Origin of the sequence: Acinetobacter entericus (genome assembly GCF_026168575.1) — a bacterium.
GTDB classification, from domain to species: Bacteria; Pseudomonadota; Gammaproteobacteria; order Pseudomonadales; family Moraxellaceae; genus Acinetobacter; species Acinetobacter bouvetii.
This window is the reverse complement of sequence record NZ_JAPEQW010000037.1, coordinates 1-21,126: the sequence shown is the minus strand read 5'-3', so window position 1 is coordinate 21,126 and position 21,126 is coordinate 1. Positions and strand designations below refer to the sequence as shown.

Annotated in this window: 15 protein-coding genes; 7 read left to right on the top strand and 8 right to left on the bottom strand. The window is 43.6% G+C overall.

The window, feature by feature from the left end; genetic code table 11:
* Positions 1 to 129: 129 nt before the first annotated feature.
* The 7 genes from OKC24_RS17510 to OKC24_RS17480 all read right to left on the bottom strand — a co-directional run bounded on the left by OKC24_RS17510 (position 130) and on the right by OKC24_RS17480 (position 9,900).
* Positions 130 to 2,166: an NADPH-dependent 2,4-dienoyl-CoA reductase gene (locus tag OKC24_RS17510; RefSeq protein ID WP_171457753.1), complete on the bottom strand. Its 2,037-nt coding sequence runs from the start codon at positions 2,164 to 2,166 to the stop codon at positions 130 to 132.
* 221 nt (positions 2,167 to 2,387) lie between these two features.
* On the bottom strand, positions 2,388 to 4,079 hold the full coding sequence (dld, locus tag OKC24_RS17505; RefSeq protein WP_265466062.1) for a D-lactate dehydrogenase: 1,692 nt from the start codon (positions 4,077 to 4,079) through the stop codon (positions 2,388 to 2,390).
* Between the two features lie 244 nt (positions 4,080 to 4,323).
* A complete protein-coding gene (gene lldD / locus OKC24_RS17500) occupies positions 4,324 to 5,478 on the bottom strand; it encodes an FMN-dependent L-lactate dehydrogenase LldD (protein WP_130147674.1) in 1,155 nt (384 codons plus the stop codon).
* Positions 5,479 to 5,481: 3 nt separating this feature from the next.
* Positions 5,482 to 6,225 carry a transcriptional regulator LldR gene (gene lldR, locus OKC24_RS17495; protein WP_130147676.1) on the bottom strand — a complete coding sequence of 248 codons (744 nt, stop codon included), beginning with the start codon at positions 6,223 to 6,225 and terminating at the stop codon, positions 5,482 to 5,484.
* Positions 6,226 to 6,286: 61 nt separating this feature from the next.
* Positions 6,287 to 7,957 carry an L-lactate permease gene (gene lldP / locus OKC24_RS17490; RefSeq protein WP_171457754.1) on the bottom strand — a complete coding sequence of 557 codons (1,671 nt, stop codon included), beginning with the start codon at positions 7,955 to 7,957 and terminating at the stop codon, positions 6,287 to 6,289.
* A gap of 508 nt (positions 7,958 to 8,465) precedes the next feature.
* Positions 8,466 to 8,819: a hypothetical protein gene (locus OKC24_RS17485; RefSeq protein ID WP_130147680.1), complete on the bottom strand. Its 354-nt coding sequence runs from the start codon at positions 8,817 to 8,819 to the stop codon at positions 8,466 to 8,468.
* A gap of 163 nt (positions 8,820 to 8,982) precedes the next feature.
* Positions 8,983 to 9,900, bottom strand: coding sequence for a DMT family transporter (locus OKC24_RS17480; RefSeq protein WP_130147682.1), 918 nt, complete (start codon positions 9,898 to 9,900; stop codon positions 8,983 to 8,985).
* Positions 9,901 to 10,050: 150 nt separating this feature from the next.
* Here OKC24_RS17480 and OKC24_RS17475 point away from each other — a divergent pair, with 150 nt between their 5' ends.
* The gene (locus tag OKC24_RS17475; RefSeq protein WP_130147684.1) at positions 10,051 to 10,902 is read left to right on the top strand and encodes a LysR family transcriptional regulator; all 852 of its coding nucleotides are present in this window, start codon (positions 10,051 to 10,053) and stop codon (positions 10,900 to 10,902) included.
* A gap of 632 nt (positions 10,903 to 11,534) precedes the next feature.
* Positions 11,535 to 12,878: an argininosuccinate synthase gene (argG, locus tag OKC24_RS17470; RefSeq protein WP_130147686.1), complete on the top strand. Its 1,344-nt coding sequence runs from the start codon at positions 11,535 to 11,537 to the stop codon at positions 12,876 to 12,878.
* A 160-nt stretch (positions 12,879 to 13,038) separates the two neighbouring features.
* Here the strand turns inward: argG and OKC24_RS17465 are convergent, their stop codons facing one another.
* Positions 13,039 to 14,295: a GGDEF domain-containing protein gene (locus OKC24_RS17465; RefSeq protein WP_131276302.1), complete on the bottom strand. Its 1,257-nt coding sequence runs from the start codon at positions 14,293 to 14,295 to the stop codon at positions 13,039 to 13,041.
* A 151-nt stretch (positions 14,296 to 14,446) separates the two neighbouring features.
* Between OKC24_RS17465 and pyrC the strand changes: the two genes are divergently transcribed.
* From pyrC to OKC24_RS17440, 5 genes are all read left to right on the top strand, one after another.
* Entirely contained in the window at positions 14,447 to 15,481 is a 1,035-nt protein-coding gene (gene pyrC, locus OKC24_RS17460) for a dihydroorotase (protein ID WP_005008452.1), read from the top strand.
* Positions 15,466 to 16,125, top strand: coding sequence for a ribonuclease T (gene rnt / locus OKC24_RS17455; RefSeq protein ID WP_265466060.1), 660 nt, complete (start codon positions 15,466 to 15,468; stop codon positions 16,123 to 16,125). Before pyrC ends, rnt begins: the two co-directional genes overlap by 16 nt.
* Positions 16,126 to 16,350: 225 nt before the next feature.
* The gene (locus OKC24_RS17450) at positions 16,351 to 18,855 is read left to right on the top strand and encodes a TonB-dependent receptor plug domain-containing protein (protein WP_265466059.1); all 2,505 of its coding nucleotides are present in this window, start codon (positions 16,351 to 16,353) and stop codon (positions 18,853 to 18,855) included.
* Positions 18,856 to 19,393: 538 nt separating this feature from the next.
* Complete coding sequence (locus OKC24_RS17445) at positions 19,394 to 20,827, top strand: amino acid permease (protein ID WP_131276305.1); 1,434 nt, start codon at positions 19,394 to 19,396, stop codon at positions 20,825 to 20,827.
* Positions 20,787 to 21,107, top strand: a complete 321-nt coding sequence (locus OKC24_RS17440; RefSeq protein ID WP_131276306.1) for a hypothetical protein — start codon at positions 20,787 to 20,789, stop codon at positions 21,105 to 21,107. Before OKC24_RS17445 ends, OKC24_RS17440 begins: the two co-directional genes overlap by 41 nt.
* Positions 21,108 to 21,126: the final 19 nt, after the last annotated feature.

Here is a 21,126-nt window from a genome sequence, read left to right as displayed (position 1 = left end):
GTTTTCAAGACCGGTGCATTAAACCGCTCTGCCACGCTTCCATGGGCGTCATGATACGGCTCTTTTCCGATGATGACAAGTAATAAATGAAACTAAGCCATTCAAATGCATATTGTTTAACCAAAAAAATTATAATTGGGCTGCTAATTCAGCGCCGTCGCGAATAGCGCGCTTAGCATCCAATTCTGCAGCCAATTTTGCACCGCCAATGATATGGTAATTTGCTAAGGTCTTTTCCGGCGCTGCAGGCATTAACTCTTTAACTGACTCCTGGCCTGCACATACTACTACGGTATCCACACGCAGCAATTGATCATACCCGCCCAGTTCAATCCATAAACCTTCATCCGTCACAGCTTTATATTGTACGCCGCGAAGCATACGCACTTGATGCTTTTTCAACTGCGCACGGTGTACCCAGCCTGAAGTTTTACCCAGCCCCGCCCCAAGGGCTGAAGTTTTACGCTGCAATAAATATATCTCACGAATAGGCGGATGAACTTCGGCTACTGTCGCGCCGCCTTCCGAGACATAGTTCGGGTTTGGATCGACCCCCCATTCACGCTGCCAATCTGCAAGCGGCTGCGGCTGAGGTTGATGCTCGGGTTTCAATAAATACTCAGACACATCAAAGCCAATGCCCCCTGCACCAATCACAGCCACCTTTTGTCCAACGGGCGCACCGCGCAATACTTCTGCATAAGACAAGACTTGCGGTAAATCACTGCCTTCAATACGCAGTGCACGCGGAACCACACCCGTCGCAACAATCACCTCTTCAAAACCTTCTCGTTCCAGCTGTTCGCGGTTGGCTTTCGTATTTAAACGAAGCTCTACCCCAGTTTTTTCAATCTGCACTTTGAAATAGCGGATGGTTTCATGAAACTCTTCTTTACCCGGCACAACTTTTGCCAGATTGAACTGGCCGCCAACTTCATGAGCGGCTTCAAATAAAGTAACTTGATGGCCGCGGCTGGCCGCTACCGTAGCTGCGGACAGGCCTGCAACTCCTCCCCCGATGACCGCAATGCGTTTAGGCTTCGACGTTTTCAGATAAACCAATTCCGTTTCAAATGCCGCCTGCGGATTGACCAAGCAGGTGGCGCGCTGGTTTTTAAAAGTGTGATCCAGACAAGCTTGGTTGCAGGCGATACAGGTATTAATTTCATCGACACGGTTAGTCGCTGTTTTATTCACCCAAAATGGATCGGCCAAGAGCGGACGCGCCATTTGCACCATATCCGCCTTGCCCGCAGCCAAAATTTCTTCGGCAGTTTCTGGCATATTAATGCGGTTAGAGGCAATCACCGGAATAGCCACATGCTTTTTCACTTCTGCCGTATAATCCGCAAATGCTGCACGCGGCACAGACGTCACAATGGTGGGGATACGCGCTTCATGCCAGCCAATGCCTGTATTCAACAAAGTAATACCCGCCTGCTCTAAAGCTTTGGCAACTGTAATCACTTCATCCATTGTGTTGCCGTCATGCACTAAATCCAGCATCGACAGGCGAAAACAGATAATAAATTTCTCACCTGCTTTAGCGCGGATGGCTTTGACAATTTCCACGGCAAAACGCATCCGGTTTTCAATCGGCCCGCCCCAACGGTCTGTACGCTGGTTTACATGGCGGCTCAAAAACTGATTCAGCAAATAGCCTTCTGAACCCATAATTTCCACACCGTCATAACCCGCTTTTTGAGCTAAGCTTGCACAGCGCACATAATCGTCTATCGTGTCTAAAATCTGTTTATCACTCAATTGCCGCGGCTTAAATGGCGAAATAGGCGATTTAATTGGGCTGGAAGACACCACAAAAGGCTGATAGCCGTAACGGCCTGCATGCAGAATCTGCATTAAAATTTTCGCGCCATGCTTATGTACAGCATGCGTCACCAAGCGGTGCGGCGCAATATCACCCAAAGTATTCATCGTGCCGCCCGCAGGCAGCAGCCAGCCTTGACGGTTTGGCGAAATGCCGCCCGTAATAATGAGGCCTACGCCGCCTTTTGCGCGTTCGCCAAAATAAGCTGCCAATTTAGGATAATTATAAAAACGGTCTTCTAAGCCAGTGTGCATAGAACCCATGACTACACGGTTTTTAATGGTCGTAAAGCCTAAATGCAGCGGCTTTAAAATATTTGCATAGCTAGTTGTCATCATGAATCCTTGTATTTGGCTTTGCAACTTGTTGCATACTACTTTAGCGGGTTTTATAAATTTTGGGATGACAATTTAAAAAATATTCTGCGCTTCTTCGGTCAATGCTATACAAAATAGGATGTCAAATCGATGACATGGAACATTTAAATAAAAAGCCCATCATTAAAATGATGGGCTTTTTATCAAACAAGCTTCAAGAGGCGCAGCCACCCTGCAGGCTGTTATTTCCAATGTTTGAGCTTGCTGGTTTGTCCAATCCCGACATTAAAGCTATTGGTCGGATCCAACTTTTGATAATGATTTTTCAGCGCAGGTTTCGCCACATACAAATGCCCGACATTATGCTCCGCAGGATATTCAGCGCCACGGTCATCGAGTAAATGCCACATCTCATGTTCCATCGCCAACAGGTCTACGCCTTTTTTGACAATATAATCCTGATGGAACACATGGCACAGGAAATGCCCGTAATACAATTTATGGATAATTTGCTCATCCATGGCTTTCGGTAAAGTTTCCACCCATTCACGGTCATTACGGCGCAGCGCAATATCCAGTGCCACAATATCTTCCACTTCCGAACGGTGTGTATCACGGTAACGGATTGCAGCGCCTGCCACCGCAAAACGGTGCAGAAATGCTTTACGCTCTTCTTCATCGCTGCATTTGAAAGAGCTGCCTGAATTTCGATTGCTGAAATAATCTTTTAAATAACGTTCAACCTGATCCACATCCTGATTTTCAATACGAATCACCAAATGATGCTCATACAAATCACGGAATTCATTCATGCGTTTCGGCAAATGATTCGGCATGAATTTGGTCACCAGCTGCAAGACTTTATCGGACAAACCGCGTAAATGAAGTTTTTCCAAATAGCCATCGACTTTATCTTTCATAGCAAATGCAGCAGGCACTTTTGCCGTACCGAATTTCTCAATAAACATAAAGGTATCCTTGCCGTATTCTGCACCAATGTCATAAGCAACACGGTGAATATACTCACCTGCAATCGGCAAGCGCGGCAAGTCTTTCAGCAAAAAGCGGCGGATTTCCGTCAAATCATCATGTGAATTGGTTCCTACATAAAACACCTGACTTGGAATCTTTTCAAAGGTATCTAAGCGCACGGCAAAGACACAGACTTTACCCGCTGAACCCGAAGCTTCAAATAAACGGCTTGGATCGGCATTAAAGCGTGCAGGCGTATTTTCATCAACTTGCTTTACGTCATGTGAATAGCGCTGGTCTGATGCGCAGCAGCTTGAGTTATTCACAATATCATTGATTTGATAGTTTTTATTTTCCAGCGCTGTGAGGATTTCTTCAGGCGTATTGCCAAGATTGACACCTAAATGATTGACCAGCTCCAATTCACCTGATGCATTGACTTGCGCATACAGTGCAAGCTCCGTATAGGCAGGACCGCGGCGCACCAATGCCCCGCCTGAGTTATTGCACACGCCGCCCAAAACCGATGCGCCAATACAGGATGAACCAATCACCGAGTGCGGTTCACGATTGAATTGCGCCAAATCTTTTTCAAGCTTGTCTAATGTTGCACCCGGTAAGCAAATCACTTGCTTGCCTTCATTAATCACTTGTATGCCAGCCAAACGACGGGTGCTCATCAAAATCACAGGACGGTCATAATCATCGCCAAATGGTGTTGACCCCCCTGTTAGACCCGTATTGGCCGCCTGCATAATCACGATGCAATCTGCATCCACCGCAGTTTTCAATACTTGCCATTGTTCAAGCAAAGTTCCTGGTACGACGACAGCCAAGACATGCCCTGAACCGTAACGGCGACCTTGACGATACAGACGCGTGTCATTGTCATCTATCAAAACGTGCAGTTTGCCGACAATGTTGATGAGGTTTTGAATGGTTTGTGATGATTGGGTAGTCATGGTCGTATGTCTTCTATTTTTTTCAATACCTAAATTAGATAGTTCCCTCTCCTGAGCGTGTTTTAAAGCACTGCTTTAAAACTCAGCGCAAGTGAGGGTTAGGGAGAGGTGCTTTTCAATTAAATGAAGGAATAAACTCCTCCCCTCATCCCAACCTTCTCCCACAGGGAGAAGGAGTATCGCTATTTGAATCAAATAACATTTCCCACTTTTACAAAAGGGAGGGATTCACTATCAAAAGTAATTATTCAACCAACTCTTTTTCTAACTTCACCAAACAATCAGACGTAATATCCGCAATGGTTTTCGCGCCCGTCAACGTCATCGCCACACGCATTTCTTTATCAATCAAATCTAGCAGATTCGAAACGCCCTCACCGCCCGCAGCACCCAAAGCATAGACAAATGCGCGACCGAGCATACAAGTATCTGCACCCAATGCCAGCATGCGCACAACATCCAAACCATTGCGAATACCAGAGTCAGCAAGGATTTTAATATCGCCTTTCACGGCATCTGCAATTGGCGGCAAAGCGCGTGCAGAAGACAATACGCCATCCAGCTGACGGCCGCCATGGTTCGACACCACGATGCCATCTGCACCAAAACGAACTGCATCTTTGGCATCTTCAGGATCGAGAATCCCTTTAATCACCATTGGGCCATCCCAAAAATCACGGATCCACTCAAGGTCTTTCCATGAAATCGATGGGTCAAAGTTATTGCCCAGCCAGCCGATATAATCTTCAAGACCCGTTGGTTTACCCAAGTATTTAGAAATATTGCCCAAGTCATGCGGACGCCCCATCATGCCGACATTCCACGCCCAATGCGGGTGGAAACACGACTGCATATAGCGGCGCATGGCGGCATTTGGCCCACTCATGCCTGAGTGTGCATCACGGTAACGCGCGCCCGGTACAGGCATATCCACGGTGAAGACTAAGGTAGAACAGCCTGCAGCTTTGGCGCGCTCCAAGGCATTTTTCATAAAGCCGCGGTCACGCAGCACATACAGCTGAAACCACATCGGACGGTTGATTGCAGGTGCAACTTCTTCAATCGGACACACTGAAACAGTCGATAGCGTAAAAGGAATACCCTTTTTATCTGCTGCAACGGCGGCTTGCACTTCACCGCGGCGCGCATACATGCCTGTTAAACCCACAGGTGACAATGCAACAGGCATCGACAAGGTTTCATCAAATAATTTTGTTTCTAAACTGAGCTGAGACATGTCATTTAAAACACGCTGTCTCAGCGCAATTTTTGATAAATCTTCCACATTGCGTTTTAAGGTGTATTCCGAATACGCCCCACCATCGATGTAATGGAATAAAAATGGCGGTAAACGACGTCGCGCGGCTTCACGGTAGTCATTTGCAGAAGAAATAATCATATTTTATATCCTGTTCAATCGGCTTGCACGCTGACGACGGGCTTCTTCCTCATCAATCATCCGTACCTGCTGTACTACAAATTCGATATGTCCACAGACTGCAGCGCGTGCAGCCTCGGGATCACGACGTTCAATTGCATCCATCACCTGTAGGTGCTGATCACGCAACTGATCATAACGGCGGGCTTCGGTGTAGACTTTACGACGCCCTAAAACGACATTGAATTGCAACAGATCAAACAAGCTGCGCATCATCTGAATCAACACCAGATTATGAGACGCTTCTGCGATGGCCAGATGAAACTCTGCATCTGCCATCGAGGCTTGATCATCATCACCCAAAACTTGAAAACGGCTAATCTGATCATAACAATAGCGGATTTTTTCAAGGTCTTGAGGCGTTGCCCGCTGTGCCGCATACCACGCTGTTCCGCCTTCCAGAATCATCCGCGCTTCCTGCACATCAAAACGATAGGCAGGATCTTCATCAATCAGATTACTTAAAGGTTCGACAATCTGATTTTGCGACCAGTTTGCAGGCAATTGCTGCAAATAAGTCCCCGCTCCAACTTTGCTGACCAGCATGCCCGTACTGGTCAGTTGCGAAATGGCCTCTCTCAAAGAGGAACGGGATACACCGAGCTGCTCACACAACTTACGTTCGGCAGGCAGACGGTCTCCGACTTGCATACTGTTTTTTTCAATCAGCATGCGCAGGTTTTGTACCACTTTGTCAGAGACTTTCATCTGCTTTCCTCAGTTTTGCATCAGGTCTGTGCAACCGCATGAGGATTCATGATTTGAAAAATCAAGGAATCATCCATGGGAACACATAGGCTTGTAATGTGATGATGATACCAATCATCACGGTAAATGAAATACTATGTTTTACCGTAAAACGGAATAAATCAGACTCTTTACCCACTAAACCTACTGCTGCACAGGCAATTGCAATTGACTGAGGAGAAATCATTTTCCCTGTGACACCGCCACTGGTATTGGCAGCTACAAGCAGCACTTCAGGTACGCCAATTTGCTGTGCCGTGGTTGCCTGCAATGCGCCAAACAACGCATTGGCAGAGGTATCTGAACCCGTCAAGAACACCCCTAGCCATCCCAAGAATGGAGAGAAGAATGTAAATGCCTGACCGGTATGCGCAAGCGCTAAAGCAAGCGTTGCAGACATTCCTGAATAGTTCGCGATAAATGCAAAAGCCAACACCATGCCAATTGAGTAAATTGGAATTTTCAATTCATTGACCGTTTCACCAAAAGTCACAATCGCGTCTTTCGGCTTCATTTTTAAATAAATGATGGTAATGATGGCCGCAAACATAATCGCAGTACCCGTTGCCGAGAACCAGTCAAATTTATAGATCGCATCGTAGTCCTTGATCTCAGGCACCACAGGCGGCATTTTTTGAATCATTTGATGCAAGAATGGCACTTTGATCGAAATCACCATGTCATGCAAAGCGCCATCTTTGGTGAATAAATCCTTAAACGGTTTTACGCTCCAGATCGTCACCATTGCAGTTAATATTGCAAATGGCGACCATGCTTTGGCAATTTGGCCAATGCTGTATTTTTTCGCTTTTTGCGCTGCAAGATTTTCATCAATCGACGCATCTTCGTCAGCAAAACGGAAGATATGTTTTGGCTGCCAGAATTTCAAAAGAATGGTCAATGAAATCAAAGATGCAATTGCCGCAGTAATATCAGGAAGTTCAGGACCGACAAAATTAGACGTCAAGTATTGCGCCAATGCAAAAGAACCGCCGCCCACAATCACTGCAGGCCAAGTTTCTTTCACGCCGCGCCAGCCGTCCATGATCGCCATGATCCAGAACAATACGATTGGCACCATAAATGGCAATTGGCGGCCGACCATTTGGCTGATTTCATGCGTTTCTACACCAGAAACCTGACCCGCCACAATAATAGGAATACCCATCGCGCCAAAAGCAACAGGCGCAGTATTCACAATCAAGCATAGACCCGCTGCATAAAGCGGTTTAAAGCCTAAACCGACTAAAAGCGCAGCTGTAATCGCCACAGGCGCGCCAAATCCCGCCGCGCCTTCAAGGAAAGTACCAAATGCAAAACCAACGAATAGCATTTGCAGACGCTGATCTTCAGTGATGGATAGGATTGAAGAACGAATAATATCGAACTGCCCTGTTTTCACAGACACTTTATACAGAAATACTGCACCGATAATGATCCAGGCAATCGGCCAAAGACCATAAAAGAATCCGTAAATCATTGAAGCGAATGCCATCGGTGCAGGCATTTGATAGCCAAATAAAGCCACCAATAATGCAAGCACGACAGTAATCGTGCCGGCAACGCTTCCCTTCATGCGGAACACAGCAAGCGCTAAAAAGAAAAAGATAATTGGAATGAGCGCGATGGCACTGGAAACCCAGATATTCCCCATCGGATCATAAATCTGTTGCCACTGTTGAAGCATTGTCATCTCCTTGAAATGCTTTCAGGAAAATTAAAAGAGGTCTGAGCGAACACTTATTTCTCAATAATTGGTAAGACCAATATTTAATTAATTAAAAAATATATCACCACAAGCAAGAATATCGTACTTTTTGTTGAATTAAAGATCAATTATTAATTGAATGATTTACAATTGGTCGTACCAATATTTTTCTTAAAAACGTAATCCTATCTCTGATTTTAAGGCGGGGGGTACTCAGATCAAATTATTTAAATCTCTAATTTTTAATATTTTTCATTGAGTCAGAAAATTTCGGCCCTGCTCATATTATACTTTAGTCTAAAATAAAAAATTCGGGAGGCTGTTTTTGCAAACCCGCCGCCTAAATGGATCGCCATTTATACATCAGGCTTAAAGCCATCTGGCTATCCTGCACATTGAAAATATGAATATTCTATTGATAGATTATTTTTAAACGCTTTAGCCTCTGACTGAATGAGTACATCCATTCAGATAAACAGTAGGGTTTTTGCTGTTACTTTTCCCACTGCTTTGCTGTTGCTTTCCACAGTGAAAACACTCCCAGCACTGTTCCAACGGGAAAGCTCAGCAGCATAAGAACAGCCATCACCCGTGACAAAATCAGCCCTTCATTATTCCCCTTTTTAACGTGAATGCAGGCCAAAACATTAAAGCCAAACATCAGCAGCATCAGCACAGTTAATACCGCCAATTCAATCATAGGCATCGTGCTTTGCTGATATTCCAAATACCAGACAATAGCCAATGCGCAAAACAGCAGCCCTGCATAGATGCCATGAACCAAGCTTAAGGTTTCGTTCTTGCTTTTTGGATGCGGATATAAGGGCGGTAAATTATTCATTGCCATAACAGGTATCCCCCTATGAGACGTGTTTTTCACTGAACATTTTTCAGCATTCGATTATTTTCCAGAACAATACTTTAAAAATTTTATTCATTTTCTAAATCCTAGGAAGTTGCCAATACTAATATATCAGCAACTTATAGCTTTAATGTGAACGCATTGCTATTTAATGCCGATTTTCCATCACGGCGCGCCGAATATTCTGTTTTGATGCAAAATTCAATGAACTAAAAATAATGCCGGAACAAATAAAAGCGGCTCCAATCAGAATATTGATTGTGATCGGTTCATGCCACAGTACATGTCCAAAAAACAAACTCAGTATTGGAATGCACATCACTGAAATTGAAGCGACAAAAGTATCGACCTGGCTCACAATCCAATTCCAGAGCGCAAAAGCAAAACCGGTCCCAATCACCGCAATATAAAACAGAATCGAGTCATTCAGCGGATTGAGCCACACCTTAAAATCTACGGGTTCAAATGCCAAAGCGCCCATTAAAATGATGAAACCGCCAATGAGCATTTGCCAAATCGTCAACTTCATTTTGTCATAAGCTGCAAAATTCTTTTTGACGTAAACCGTCGTCATGGCCCAAAAAAATCCTGACAAAATCAAAAAGCCTTGGCCAATTAAGGCCAAATTCAAATGCATATGGTGCAGCTGCGGCCATAGAATGGCGGCTAGGCCCAATGTCCCGCACAGCAGTCCAATGATTTTTTGCGTATTTAGGCGCTCTTTCAAAATATAGTGTGCCAAGACGCCAATAAAAATCGGCATGGTAAATACCAGAACTGCAGATAAACCAGAATCTACAAATTGCATGGCAAATGTCTGTGTCGCATAGAAACCAATGCAGATCATCAAACTAGAAGTAATCAGCTTTTTCCATTCCCCTTGTGCAGGCAGTACAGACTTTTTCAACAGCAACTGTACAGCAATCAGCGTCAGTGCCGCCAGAATCAAACGCATTGAAATAAATAGAAACGGCGGAAAAATTTGCAGGCTGTGCTTGACCAATCCCCATAAAGATCCCCAGACCAGACAAAGCAAGGCAATGGCACTCACAACTTTAATATTCATTTGCTGCACTCAACAGATGGAAAGTTCCAGCAGTGTAAATAACAAATGACATCATGAATAATGTTATGTTTTAATCTATACATCATTTTTTTTGATGTCTTGATTTAATCATTGGTGAACCCTGCCTGAACCGATACTTGAGGATGCAAAATGAATATCGATATGAGTGATATCAAATCATTTGTTACCGTAGCAGAGCTTAAAAGCATTACCGCTGCCGCGCACAAGCTCAATTATTTGCAATCCAATATGACGGCTAAAATCAAAAAAATTGAAAATCACTATGACCGTCAGCTTTTTATTCGCAAGCCTAAAGGTGTAGAACTGACTGAGTCAGGCATCAATCTTTATAAGCAATACAAAAAAATGATGTTCACTTGGGAAGAAACTGAAAATAAAATTTATCAGCAAGAAAAATATTTACGTTTTGGCACCAATACCAGCTTAGGCGGCATGCGTTTTTACCCCTCTTTTAGTCAGCTTTATGAAACTTATCCTGATCTTTCAATCACTATAAAAACAGGAGCGACAGGCTTTATTGAAGATGAAATATTGCAGGGAAATTTAGATATTGCTTATGTACTGGGGCATCCAAAGCAGAAGAATCTGCAGTACATTCACAAAGCGGATGACCATCTGGTGCTGATTGGGAAAAATGTCATTAACCATGACAATGTTGCCGACTGCATTCATCAGCAAAATGTTCTTTTAGCTTCAGAGCAATGCTGCTATTCCACAACCTTAGATCAAATTTGTGTTGATTATCAGATTAAAAAAGGTGAAACGACACATATTTTTGACCATGAGGCGCTGATTCAATTTACTCAGCTTGGCATGGGCATTTCTATGATTGCCAAATCACTGATCGAGAAATTTAACATTCAATATTATATGGAAATCCCTGAACAATACCGCAATATCGGTTTATATTTGATCGCACGGAATGATCATGTATTTACACCCATTGAGAAGCAGTTTGTGGGATTGAATGATCAGCTGTGATGGCGATTGCTGTATTTGTTTTCTTTCGAATAAACAAGTCCCTGTTGGAAGGGCCGCGTGTAATCACAGCGATCAAAAAGCAGATCAATATCGTGCTGATTTGAGCTCCATCTGTACTTGCTGTGCGGCATATGGTTGACTGTCATCAAATGATGCTGAAAAACCCCTATATCAATCATATCAGCAATGAATAAGCAGGCCGCTGCATAATGCATTGATAACAGACCGACATTGAGTTTTTGCGATTGAATTATCGGCCAAGCTGATTTTGGACGATTGTTATTGACTCTTTTTTTATTTTTCTCTTAGCGCGTATACAGCCGAGTTTTCCGGCTTTATATCCTGCATTGAGCTGCCCGCCGCACCCGCATCCCCTGCATTAGGCCCAACCCAATAAATGCGGTCTAATTTTTATAAATACCGCATTTAATGCTGCATATATAAGCTAATTTTACTGGACTGCATCTGTTTCGTTCTATTTCTTCGATAAAATCTATTCTTCATATTGTTTTTTTGCCTATTCCGAATTTTTTCAGAAAAAAAATGCGCCAAAAAGTGATATCATTGAAGAAATATATATTCTCTCGGGCCACCCTTTTAAGGTGCCTATTTTAATATCGTTAGGATTAACAATGACTGATAATGCAACTATCTTGCAGAATGTCCCTGTTGGCAAAAAAGTTGGTATTGCCTTCTCTGGTGGTCTAGATACTTCAGCTGCTCTTTTGTGGATGAAACAAAAAGGCGCAGAACCTTATGCTTATACAGCAAACTTGGGGCAGCCTGATGAAGACGACTACGATGCGATTCCACGCAAAGCGGAAGCGTATGGCGCAGTAAAAGCACGCTTAGTTGATTGTCGTTTACAGCTTGCTCTTGAAGGTATTGCGGCGATTCAATGCGGCGCGTTCCACATTTCTACCGGCGGCGTGCCATATTTCAACACAACGCCATTAGGCCGTGCAGTTACAGGCACTATGCTTGTTACCGCAATGAAAGAAGATGACGTTAACATTTGGGGTGACGGCTCTACTTACAAAGGCAACGATATTGAGCGTTTCTACCGCTACGGTCTATTAACCAACCCTGCGCTTAAAATTTATAAGCCTTGGTTAGACCAAACGTTTATTGACGAATTAGGCGGCCGTGCAGAAATGTCACAGTTCCTGATCGACAATGGCTTTGACTACAAAATGTCAAAAGAAAAAGCATATTCGACTGACTCGAACATGCTGGGCGCTACGCACGAAGCGAAAGATCTTGAATACCTCAATGCAGGCATCAAAATTGTTGACCCAATCATGGGCGTTGCATTCTGGAAAGATGACGTAGAAGTTAAAGCTGAAGAAGTTTCTGTGACTTTTGAAGAAGGCTTCCCTGTTGCTTTGAACGGTAAACGCATTGAAGATCCTGTTGAATTCATTCTTGAAGCCAACCGTATCGGCGGCCGTCACGGTCTGGGCATGTCGGATCAAATCGAAAACCGCATTATTGAAGCAAAATCTCGCGGCATCTACGAAGCACCGGGCATGGCGCTCCTTCACATCGCTTATGAGCGTCTTGTAACTGGTATTCACAACGAAGACACCATTGAACAATACCGAATCAACGGTTTGCGTTTAGGCCGTCTTCTTTACCAAGGCCGCTGGTTCGACTCTCAAGCGCTGATGCTTCGTGAAACTGCGCAGCGCTGGGTTGCGAAAGCAGTCACTGGTACAGTGACTTTAGAACTTCGCCGCGGCAATGACTACACCATCATGAACACTGAATCTCCTAACCTCACTTATGAAGCTGAGCGTTTGACAATGGAGAAAGGTGATTCTATGTTTAGTCCAGCTGACCGTATCGGTCAATTGACGATGCGCAACTTAGACATCACAGATACCCGCGCAAAACTAGGCATCTACACTGGCGCTGGCTTGCTTGCCGTTGGTACGGGTTCAGCGGTTCCGCAATTGAAAGATAAAAACAAATAATTATTTGTTTGCAATAAAAAACCGCTCACATGAGCGGTTTTTTATTGGCGGCAAAGTTTCTGCAATATATGCTGCCACCCGCCCGATTTGAACCTCTGCCTAAACAGCTGTAAACACTATCGGCAGCATCAATTCTGAGAATGAAAAGCTGAAAGCCTAATTAAGCCACTTGCGCAGAGCGGATAGATTGATAATAGATTTGGTTACGACCAAGCTGCTTAGCGCGGTACAGCGCTTGATCGGCTATAGACAGCAAATCCTCTTTCGACAGCTCTTCTCCGCGGAACACCGTAATGCCTAGGCTGATCGTAACATGGCTGGACACAGTGGATTTTGCATGCGGAATTTCTAAACGGTCAATGGCTTTATAAATATTAGACGCAACGGCATAAGCGCCATGTGCGTCAGTTTCAGGCAAGAGAACCACAAATTCCTCACCGCCATAACGCGCAACAAAGTCCATATGGCGAATCGCATTTTTAACGGTCTTGGCAATGGATGAAATTACATCATCGCCCTTTTGATGCCCATAAAAATCATTGTAGTTTTTAAAGTGATCGACATCGATAAATAAAATAGATAAGGCGCTTTCATCCCGCTTGGCCTGTTCATAACAGGTATCCAGCATTTCATCAAAGGTCCGGCGGTTGGAAATTTTAGTCAGTTCATCATGCTGGCTTAAGTGCAGCAGCTCGGTGGTGTGTATGCGGTGAATTTTCTCACTGATATCCGCCCGCAGCATGCTGAGGAAAATCATCCGTTCCCGCGCGCAAAGCATTTTGCTGATTACAAAGCCCAGCACGCAGCTGCCGATCAGCACCCGCCCCATTACCATGGCATCAAACTTCACATACAGGGAAAACAGCATCATCATCGTAACCATTGCCGCCATCAAGCCTGTCATCAGCATATGCACAGGCTTAACGCCCGTCAAAATATAGCCCAAGATGTAAATCATGCAGATGATCATCATGGCTTGATGCTTTAAAGCCGGCGTATAAACGGTCATGGTCAGCCACGACATCGAAATCACAGCCCAAAATACTATAACCATGGAGGCATGCGGAAAATAATGATTCAATTTTTTATAATGAGCAAACACATAGAGCAGCCCCAGACATAAAGCGCCATTCACTAATCCCGCCAAACAGCGAACAAAATCATGGCTGAAATACGCTTTTTCAATGATCCAGTAATCCCCAGGAATCATCAGCAAAGTCAAAATAAAATAGGTTAATACCCCGATCCAGACGTATTGATTAATATTGTCGCGGGCGCGGTCTAAATTTGTAATCCAAAATTGAGTTTCCAGCTTTTTAGGAAAAACCTGTCCGACACGGCGGCTTTGGCGTGCAATCAATTCTTCTAATTTTTCTTTATCATATTGCAATTTTGCAAGATTGTACTTGTATTCCATTGCCACGATTTATTTAATTATTTTAGTGCCCTTAAAATAACACAATTTTTTCAAATTATTTAGATCACGCACGCCATTTGTCTTTAAAACACGTTACCATTTTCACACTTTTTGCATTATCATCTATTTTATTTCCAAGTTTGAAATCGCCTTGAACTCGATTACTATTCTTCAGCCAGATGACTGGCATGCCCACCTTCGTGACGGCTTAGCCTTAAAACGCACGGTTCCAGATTTAGCCAAACAGTTTGCGCGCGCGATTTGCATGCCAAACTTAGTCCCGCCTGTAAAAACTGTTGAAGAAGCAAATGCTTATCGTGAACGAATTATGGCGCATGTGCCTGAAGGCGTAAATTTTGATCCGCGCATGGTGCTGTATTTCACCAATAATACTGCGCCAAGTGAAGTGCTGAAAATCAAGCAGTCTGAACACGTCAACGCGATCAAACTTTATCCTGCCGGCGCAACCACCAACTCTGACAGCGGCGTCAGTGACATCAGTAAAGTCTATGGCGTCATTGAGCAAATGGAAGAGCACCAAGTGCCGCTTTTGCTGCACGGTGAAGTTACACATAACCATGTGGATATTTTTGACCGTGAAAAGCGCTTTTTAGATGAAGTGCTGTCTCCGCTTTTAAAGCAGTTTCCTAAACTGAAATTGGTGCTGGAACACATTACGACCAGCGAAGCTGCGCATTTTGTTTTAGAGCATGACCGCAATGTGGCTGCCACCATTACACCGCAGCACTTATTGTTTAACCGCAATGACATGCTGGTGGGCGGCGTTAAACCGCATTTTTACTGCCTGCCGATTTTAAAACGCCAAACGCATCAGCAAACCCTGCTTGAAGTCGCCACCAGCGGCAGCCCTAAATTTTTCCTAGGGACTGACAGCGCGCCACACTCAAAAAATGCTAAAGAAAATGCATGCGGCTGCGCAGGGTGCTATAGTGCGCCTAACGCAATTGAGCTGTATGCTCAAGCATTTGATCAAGTCGGAAAAATTGAACGCCTGGAAGGTTTTGCCAGCCATTTTGGCGCAGACTTCTACGGCCTGCCGCGTAATACCAATACCATTACCTTGGTAAAAGAAGATCAAGTGATTCCTGAAAGTTTAGACTATTTGGATGGTGAACAGATTATTCCGCTGCATGCGGGTAAAACCATTCAATGGAGAAAAGTGTGACAGATGAAACTCTACCAGTAATTGGTCAGCGTTTCCGTGGATTCCTGCCTGTCGTTGTTGATGTTGAAACTGCAGGCTTTAATTCACAGACCGATGCATTATTGGAAATTGCAGCCATACCGATTGTGTATGATGCAGAAGGAAAATTTGTGCCGGGCGAAGCGCACCATGCGCATATTAACCCATTTGAAGGCGCAAACTTAGACCGCAGATCTTTGGACTTTATTGGCGTAGATCCGTTTAATCCTATGCGTATGGCCATGGCTGAAGATGAAAAGTCCGCATTGAAACGCATTTTTAAATCCGTCAATGAAGTACGCCGCCAGCAAGGCTGCACACATGCCATTTTAGTGGGCCATAATGCGCATTTTGATTTAGGTTTTGTACAGGCAGCCATTGCCCGTACAGGAACCAAAAATCAGAATCCGTTCCACAGTTTTTCTGTTTTTGACACTGTCACCTTAAGCGCTGTGGTTTTTGGCCAAACTGTTTTAGCTAAATCCTGCATTCAGGCTGGCATTGAATTTGACGGCAAAGAAGCGCATTCTGCATTGTATGACACACAGAAAACTGCTGAATTATTCTGCTTTATATTGAACAAACTTGGCCCAAGTTTGTTCAATATCCTAAGCGCTGAGAAATAATTGCAGCCCCTGCTGGCTTAAAATTTGAACATATTAGGCATGTTGCCAGATTCAAATTTTAAGCCAGCAGGGCTTTTTTTTGACCTTATAAAAACCTCGATTAATCGTTTTTTCTTCTGAATGAAATCGTTTTTTTGTATTAAAAATAAGTCTCATTTGTATTGATTAATTTAATATTGTTAATGATAATCGATCGCATTACTATTTATATCAACTTTACCACCTATGCGATTTACCCACTCTCCACTTGCTCTGGCTATTTTTTCTGCGCTTTGCCCTATCGCATATGCAAATGATGCCGAAAATGCAGCCGTACAGCCCGAAGTGAAATTAAATACCATTATCGTAGAGGCAGAAAAGGCAAATGAAGTCGGGCAAACCACTTACAGTAAAGAAGATTTAGAAAAAACGCCGAATACACAGAAAACTATTTCCGAGTTTTTAAAAGTTAATCCGAATATTCAATTTTCTAATAAAAACAACAATGCAGCGAGCCAAGCTGAAATCAACGCAGCGGATATGTCTATCCATGGCGCCCTGCCTTATAACAATAGCTTTCTATTAAATGGCATGAGCTTCAACAATGATATCAATCCATATTCAGGAACAAGTTCACTCAACAACACAGCTGATTTAGATGGAACATCTCAAGCTGTTACGATCAACACAGATTTATTATGCAATTTGGAAGTCTTAGACAGTAATGTCAGCGCGAAATACGGTAAATTTACAGGCGGCGTCATTAGCGCAACAACATGTGCCCCTAAAACAGCAGTGGGCGAAATTCACGGATCAGTGAATTATGATTACACCAATTCAAACTGGAACCGCTTCAATTATATCGATACAGATGAAGAAGCCGAATTTAATGATCCAACTGAAGCCGATGCCCAAAAAAATTATACCAAGCAAGGTTTCAGTCTATACACGTATGGCCGCCTTACGGAAAACTTCGGTTTAGACTTTGGACTTAGCCAAAGAACTGCAGACATTAAATCGGCATCACAGCTTAAAGATGGCCGCCCTTATAATGAAGAACGTGAAGTTGATAATGCCTCATTAGACATGTTTTATGATCCAAGCGAAGATCTTTCGTTTAAATTAGGACTTCAGCATGCAAATGATCAGAAGCTCCGGTTTGTATCAAATGCGCTGTCTGACGGAATTCATCAATCCTCTGACAGCAATGCAATTAATTTAAATATAGACAAAAAATTTATTGGTGTGACCTTAAAGCAAAATCTCAGTTATCAAGAAAAACAAAATGACAGAGTCAGCAGCTCAAATGACCAGTATTCATGGTTAACGTCAGAAGATAAAAATTGGGGAACATCAACCACAGCGACTGAAGGTGTATCTGGAACCATTTTAAGCAAACAAAAGACCTTAGAATACAATACTCATGCCGAATTTAATCCCCTGCAATTTCTAAATACAGCACATCAATTCAATATCGGCGCAGGATTCAGCCATAACGAAGCGCAATGGCAAAGACCAAATGATTTTACTGCTTATTTTGTACCATCAAAATTTGGCACGAACTGTATTAAAAATGACGGAACAGTTGCAGATGCATGTGATCCGAGCTATATCCCAAGCAAAGGAACCTCTGGACAATTCAGCATTAAAAAGACGGTGCATACCAACGGACAGTTAGATGTACAGCAGGATTCTTGGTTTGCCTATGCTGAAGACCGAGTCAATTGGAAGAATACGCTGGAAGCAACAATCGGCTTACGCTATGACTACGACAGCTTAAGCAAGAATCATAATTTGGCGCCACGAACTGCATTTCACTATATGCCGTTCGCAGATCAGCGTTTAAAACTGAGTACAGGCTGGAGCCGCTATTATGACCGCTACTTATTTAATTTTGACCTACAGGATGGAATCAACTCGCTAAAGCAGAACTATACCCGTACAAATATTAATAGCGACTGGATCTCAAGCGCAAATACCTCATCCATTAATGTCAAACGCAGTGACCTTAATTTGCCTTATGCAGATGAATGGCTTATCGGTTTAAGCGCTGAGCTCAATAACTTGCGCATGCAAATGAAATATGTCAACCGCCAATATAAAGATCAGTATTATTTAGCCCGTCCAGACGCCACTGATTTATGGACGCGCATTTATACCAATAACAAAGAATATAATTCTGAGGATATTACTGTTATCTTAGGCAATATCGCGCCCATAGAGGCACTCTATGCCAAGCATCGTGTTAATTTTGCATTCAACTATACAGATACTCAGCGAGACTATAATGATGCCGATGAAGTTGAGTTAAAAGAATATTCACATGTTTTATATAACGGAAAAATTACTGCTACCAATGATATTCCTGCAAGTGACTACAATGTCCCAATCACTGCCCGATTGAGCTGGGATTTCACACCAAATAGGCTTGAAGGTCTAAATATCAGTAACTTTTTAGTTTATAAACCGCGTCATAATGGCTTGATCAAAAGCAGCATCCCAACTAAAAATCAAATTCAGTATAATGATTTACCTATTATCTATAGTTATGATGATACGGACGTTCCAAGTGTTGTGCGTTGGGACTTGCGCGCAAGCTATATTCATAAATTTTCTAAAGATTACAGCGGCATGTTCGGGCTCACCATGAATAATGTCACCAATCGGCATAATAAATATCTAGGTACTGACAATTATTTAAAATCTGAAATCGGACGCCAAATTGTTGCCGATGTTACTTTTAAGTTTTAATGGCCTCAAACTAAACTCAAAAGTGCTCCGGCGCTTTTGAGTTTTTCTCAAACAGACAGCACACTATTTAAAAGCCCATCCTGATCATCTCGCTGTCTGTTTTCCTCTCTGATAAATATACCTATCCCCCCCTTTACTGACTTGTGTTTAAAGCCTTTAAAAATTAGTATGCCTGCAACAAAATAAAGTGAAGCAAAAACATCCCCGCGTGTTTATTTTTCGACATTTTCGCCATACTGAGCGGGCTTTTTTCAATCTCCCCCATATTTATGCTGAAAAATATCCTGCTGGTTTTACTTATTTTATTTCCTGCCGCGCTATATATTTATATGATCAGCCGGGATGACGGCACTAAACAGGCAGAACAAAAGCAGTCATCCTCCGAACAGCATTCCGCAGTTCAACAAAAAGCCTAATCCGAACATTTATATCTATTTTATTGATAGTCAAATATAAATTATAAGAAAAAACCGATTTATGTGATTTTTCATATAACGAACCTATAAAATATGTTTTTAAAAACTTTTGTCTTCAATCTATGCAATCCCCCTCTCAGCCTTCGCAGCAACCGCCTGCGGAAGGGACTACGCCGTCTTTAAAACGCGCAATGACCACGCGTCATCTAATTATGCTTTCCTTAGGCGGCGCCATTGGTACTGGCCTGTTCATGGGTTCTGGTGAGGTTATTTCCCAAGCGGGCCCATTAGGAGCTGTCCTTGCTTATATTATTGGAGGCATCATTGCCTATATGGTCATGCTTTGCCTCGGTGAGCTTGCCGTACATTTACCGGTATCCGGATCATTCGGGGCGTTTGCGACCAACTACATTGGCCCAGGAACGGGCTATATGGTGTCCTGGATGTACTGGCTCGGCTGGTCTGCCACTTTAGGCACAGAATTTACCGCAGCCGCCATACTGGTGCAGGAATGGTTTCCGCAAACTTCTATCTGGCTATGGACCCTGATTTTCGCTGCAGGCGTCCTGCTGTCCAACCTCAGCTCCACACGCACCTTTGCCGAGTCTGAATTCTGGCTGTCTTTTATTAAAGTGGCGACGGTGCTGATATTTATCGGGCTTGGCTTTGCCTGCATTTTTGGCCTGATTCCTTTTGAAGGCTATACCTCTGCCCCGCTGTTCAGCAATTTGACAGAACATGGCTGGCTGCCAAATGGCTTGTTCCCGCTTTTTGCAACCTTGCTGATCGTGAACTTTGCTTTTAACGGGACAGAAATGATTGGGATTGCGGCAGGCGAAACCGAAAACCCAGAAAAAAATGTGCCTAAAGCCATTCATGCGGCCGTATGGCGCTTGATGATTTTCTTTGTCGGCACCATTATCGTCATCAGTTCTTTGCTGACCTATACCGATGCGGGCTTAAATGTCGGCGGTCACGGCGGACTCAGCAGCAGCCCATTCGTTTCAGTTTTCAACTTGATGGGCATTCCCTATGCAGAAGACATGATCCGTTTTGTGATCATTACCGCCTTACTGTCTACCGCAAACTCAGGCTTATATGCCGCATCCCGCATGATGTGGGCACTGTCTGCACAAAATCATCTGCCGCGCATATTTGCCAAAGTGAATAAATCAGGCGTTCCTGTGGTTGCCATTTGGGTCACCATGATTGGCGGCTTACCGGGCTTGCTGTCTGAACAGTTTGGCGCAGATGTAATCTTTAAAAACCTGATGGGCGTGGCTGCTTTTACCATGGTGATTGTCTGGATGAGCATTTGCTGGAGCCAATTCAACTTCCGCTGCCAATGGCTGAAGCAAGGCCATACTGTCAGTGAGTTGAAATTTAGAACACCTTGGTTCCCGCTGGTGCCGATATTAGGCTTTATCTGCTGTACGGCCACAGGCTTAAGCATGGCTGCTGACCCTGAAATGCTGTCTGGCTTTATCGGCTGCCTGCTGTTTATGGCGGCATGCTATGCCAGCTATTACTGGCTGTATCACAATAAAAATCAATAACAGTCCTATTTTTCATCATAAACTTTTGATGAATTTGACTCTGAACAAAGCGCAGCGGCTCCGCTGCGCTTTGTTTATTCAGCCCGTCATGATGGATGGCAAGATCGACAGCCCTTTAAAACCGCCGCGCCTTTCAATTGCTCATCTCAAAACAAATCTCTCATTTTTTAATCAAACAATTCAATATTTTAAAAATAATGCCTTCTCAAGTTTGACAGCTTTTTTAAAAATCCCTAATATAGCCATCACCTCGCAACGTCCCTATCGTCTAGAGGCCTAGGACATCGCCCTTTCACGGC

Coding starts and splice junctions, on each gene's coding strand:
- dld (WP_265466062.1), bottom strand. CDS start 4,079: ATGACTACCCAATCATCACAAACCATTCAAAACCTCATCAACATTGTC.
- lldP (WP_171457754.1), bottom strand. CDS start 7,957: ATGACAATGCTTCAACAGTGGCAACAGATTTATGATCCGATGGGGAAT.
- OKC24_RS17475 (WP_130147684.1), top strand. CDS start 10,051: ATGAATATCGATATGAGTGATATCAAATCATTTGTTACCGTAGCAGAG.
- argG (WP_130147686.1), top strand. CDS start 11,535: ATGACTGATAATGCAACTATCTTGCAGAATGTCCCTGTTGGCAAAAAA.
- rnt (WP_265466060.1), top strand. CDS start 15,466: ATGGAGAAAAGTGTGACAGATGAAACTCTACCAGTAATTGGTCAGCGT.
- OKC24_RS17480 (WP_130147682.1), bottom strand. CDS start 9,900: ATGAATATTAAAGTTGTGAGTGCCATTGCCTTGCTTTGTCTGGTCTGG.
- lldR (WP_130147676.1), bottom strand. CDS start 6,225: ATGAAAGTCTCTGACAAAGTGGTACAAAACCTGCGCATGCTGATTGAA.
- OKC24_RS17445 (WP_131276305.1), top strand. CDS start 19,394: ATGCAATCCCCCTCTCAGCCTTCGCAGCAACCGCCTGCGGAAGGGACT.
- OKC24_RS17450 (WP_265466059.1), top strand. CDS start 16,351: ATGCGATTTACCCACTCTCCACTTGCTCTGGCTATTTTTTCTGCGCTT.
- lldD (WP_130147674.1), bottom strand. CDS start 5,478: ATGATTATTTCTTCTGCAAATGACTACCGTGAAGCCGCGCGACGTCGT.
- OKC24_RS17465 (WP_131276302.1), bottom strand. CDS start 14,295: ATGGAATACAAGTACAATCTTGCAAAATTGCAATATGATAAAGAAAAA.
- OKC24_RS17485 (WP_130147680.1), bottom strand. CDS start 8,819: ATGGCAATGAATAATTTACCGCCCTTATATCCGCATCCAAAAAGCAAG.
- OKC24_RS17510 (WP_171457753.1), bottom strand. CDS start 2,166: ATGATGACAACTAGCTATGCAAATATTTTAAAGCCGCTGCATTTAGGC.
- OKC24_RS17440 (WP_131276306.1), top strand. CDS start 20,787: ATGCCAGCTATTACTGGCTGTATCACAATAAAAATCAATAACAGTCCT.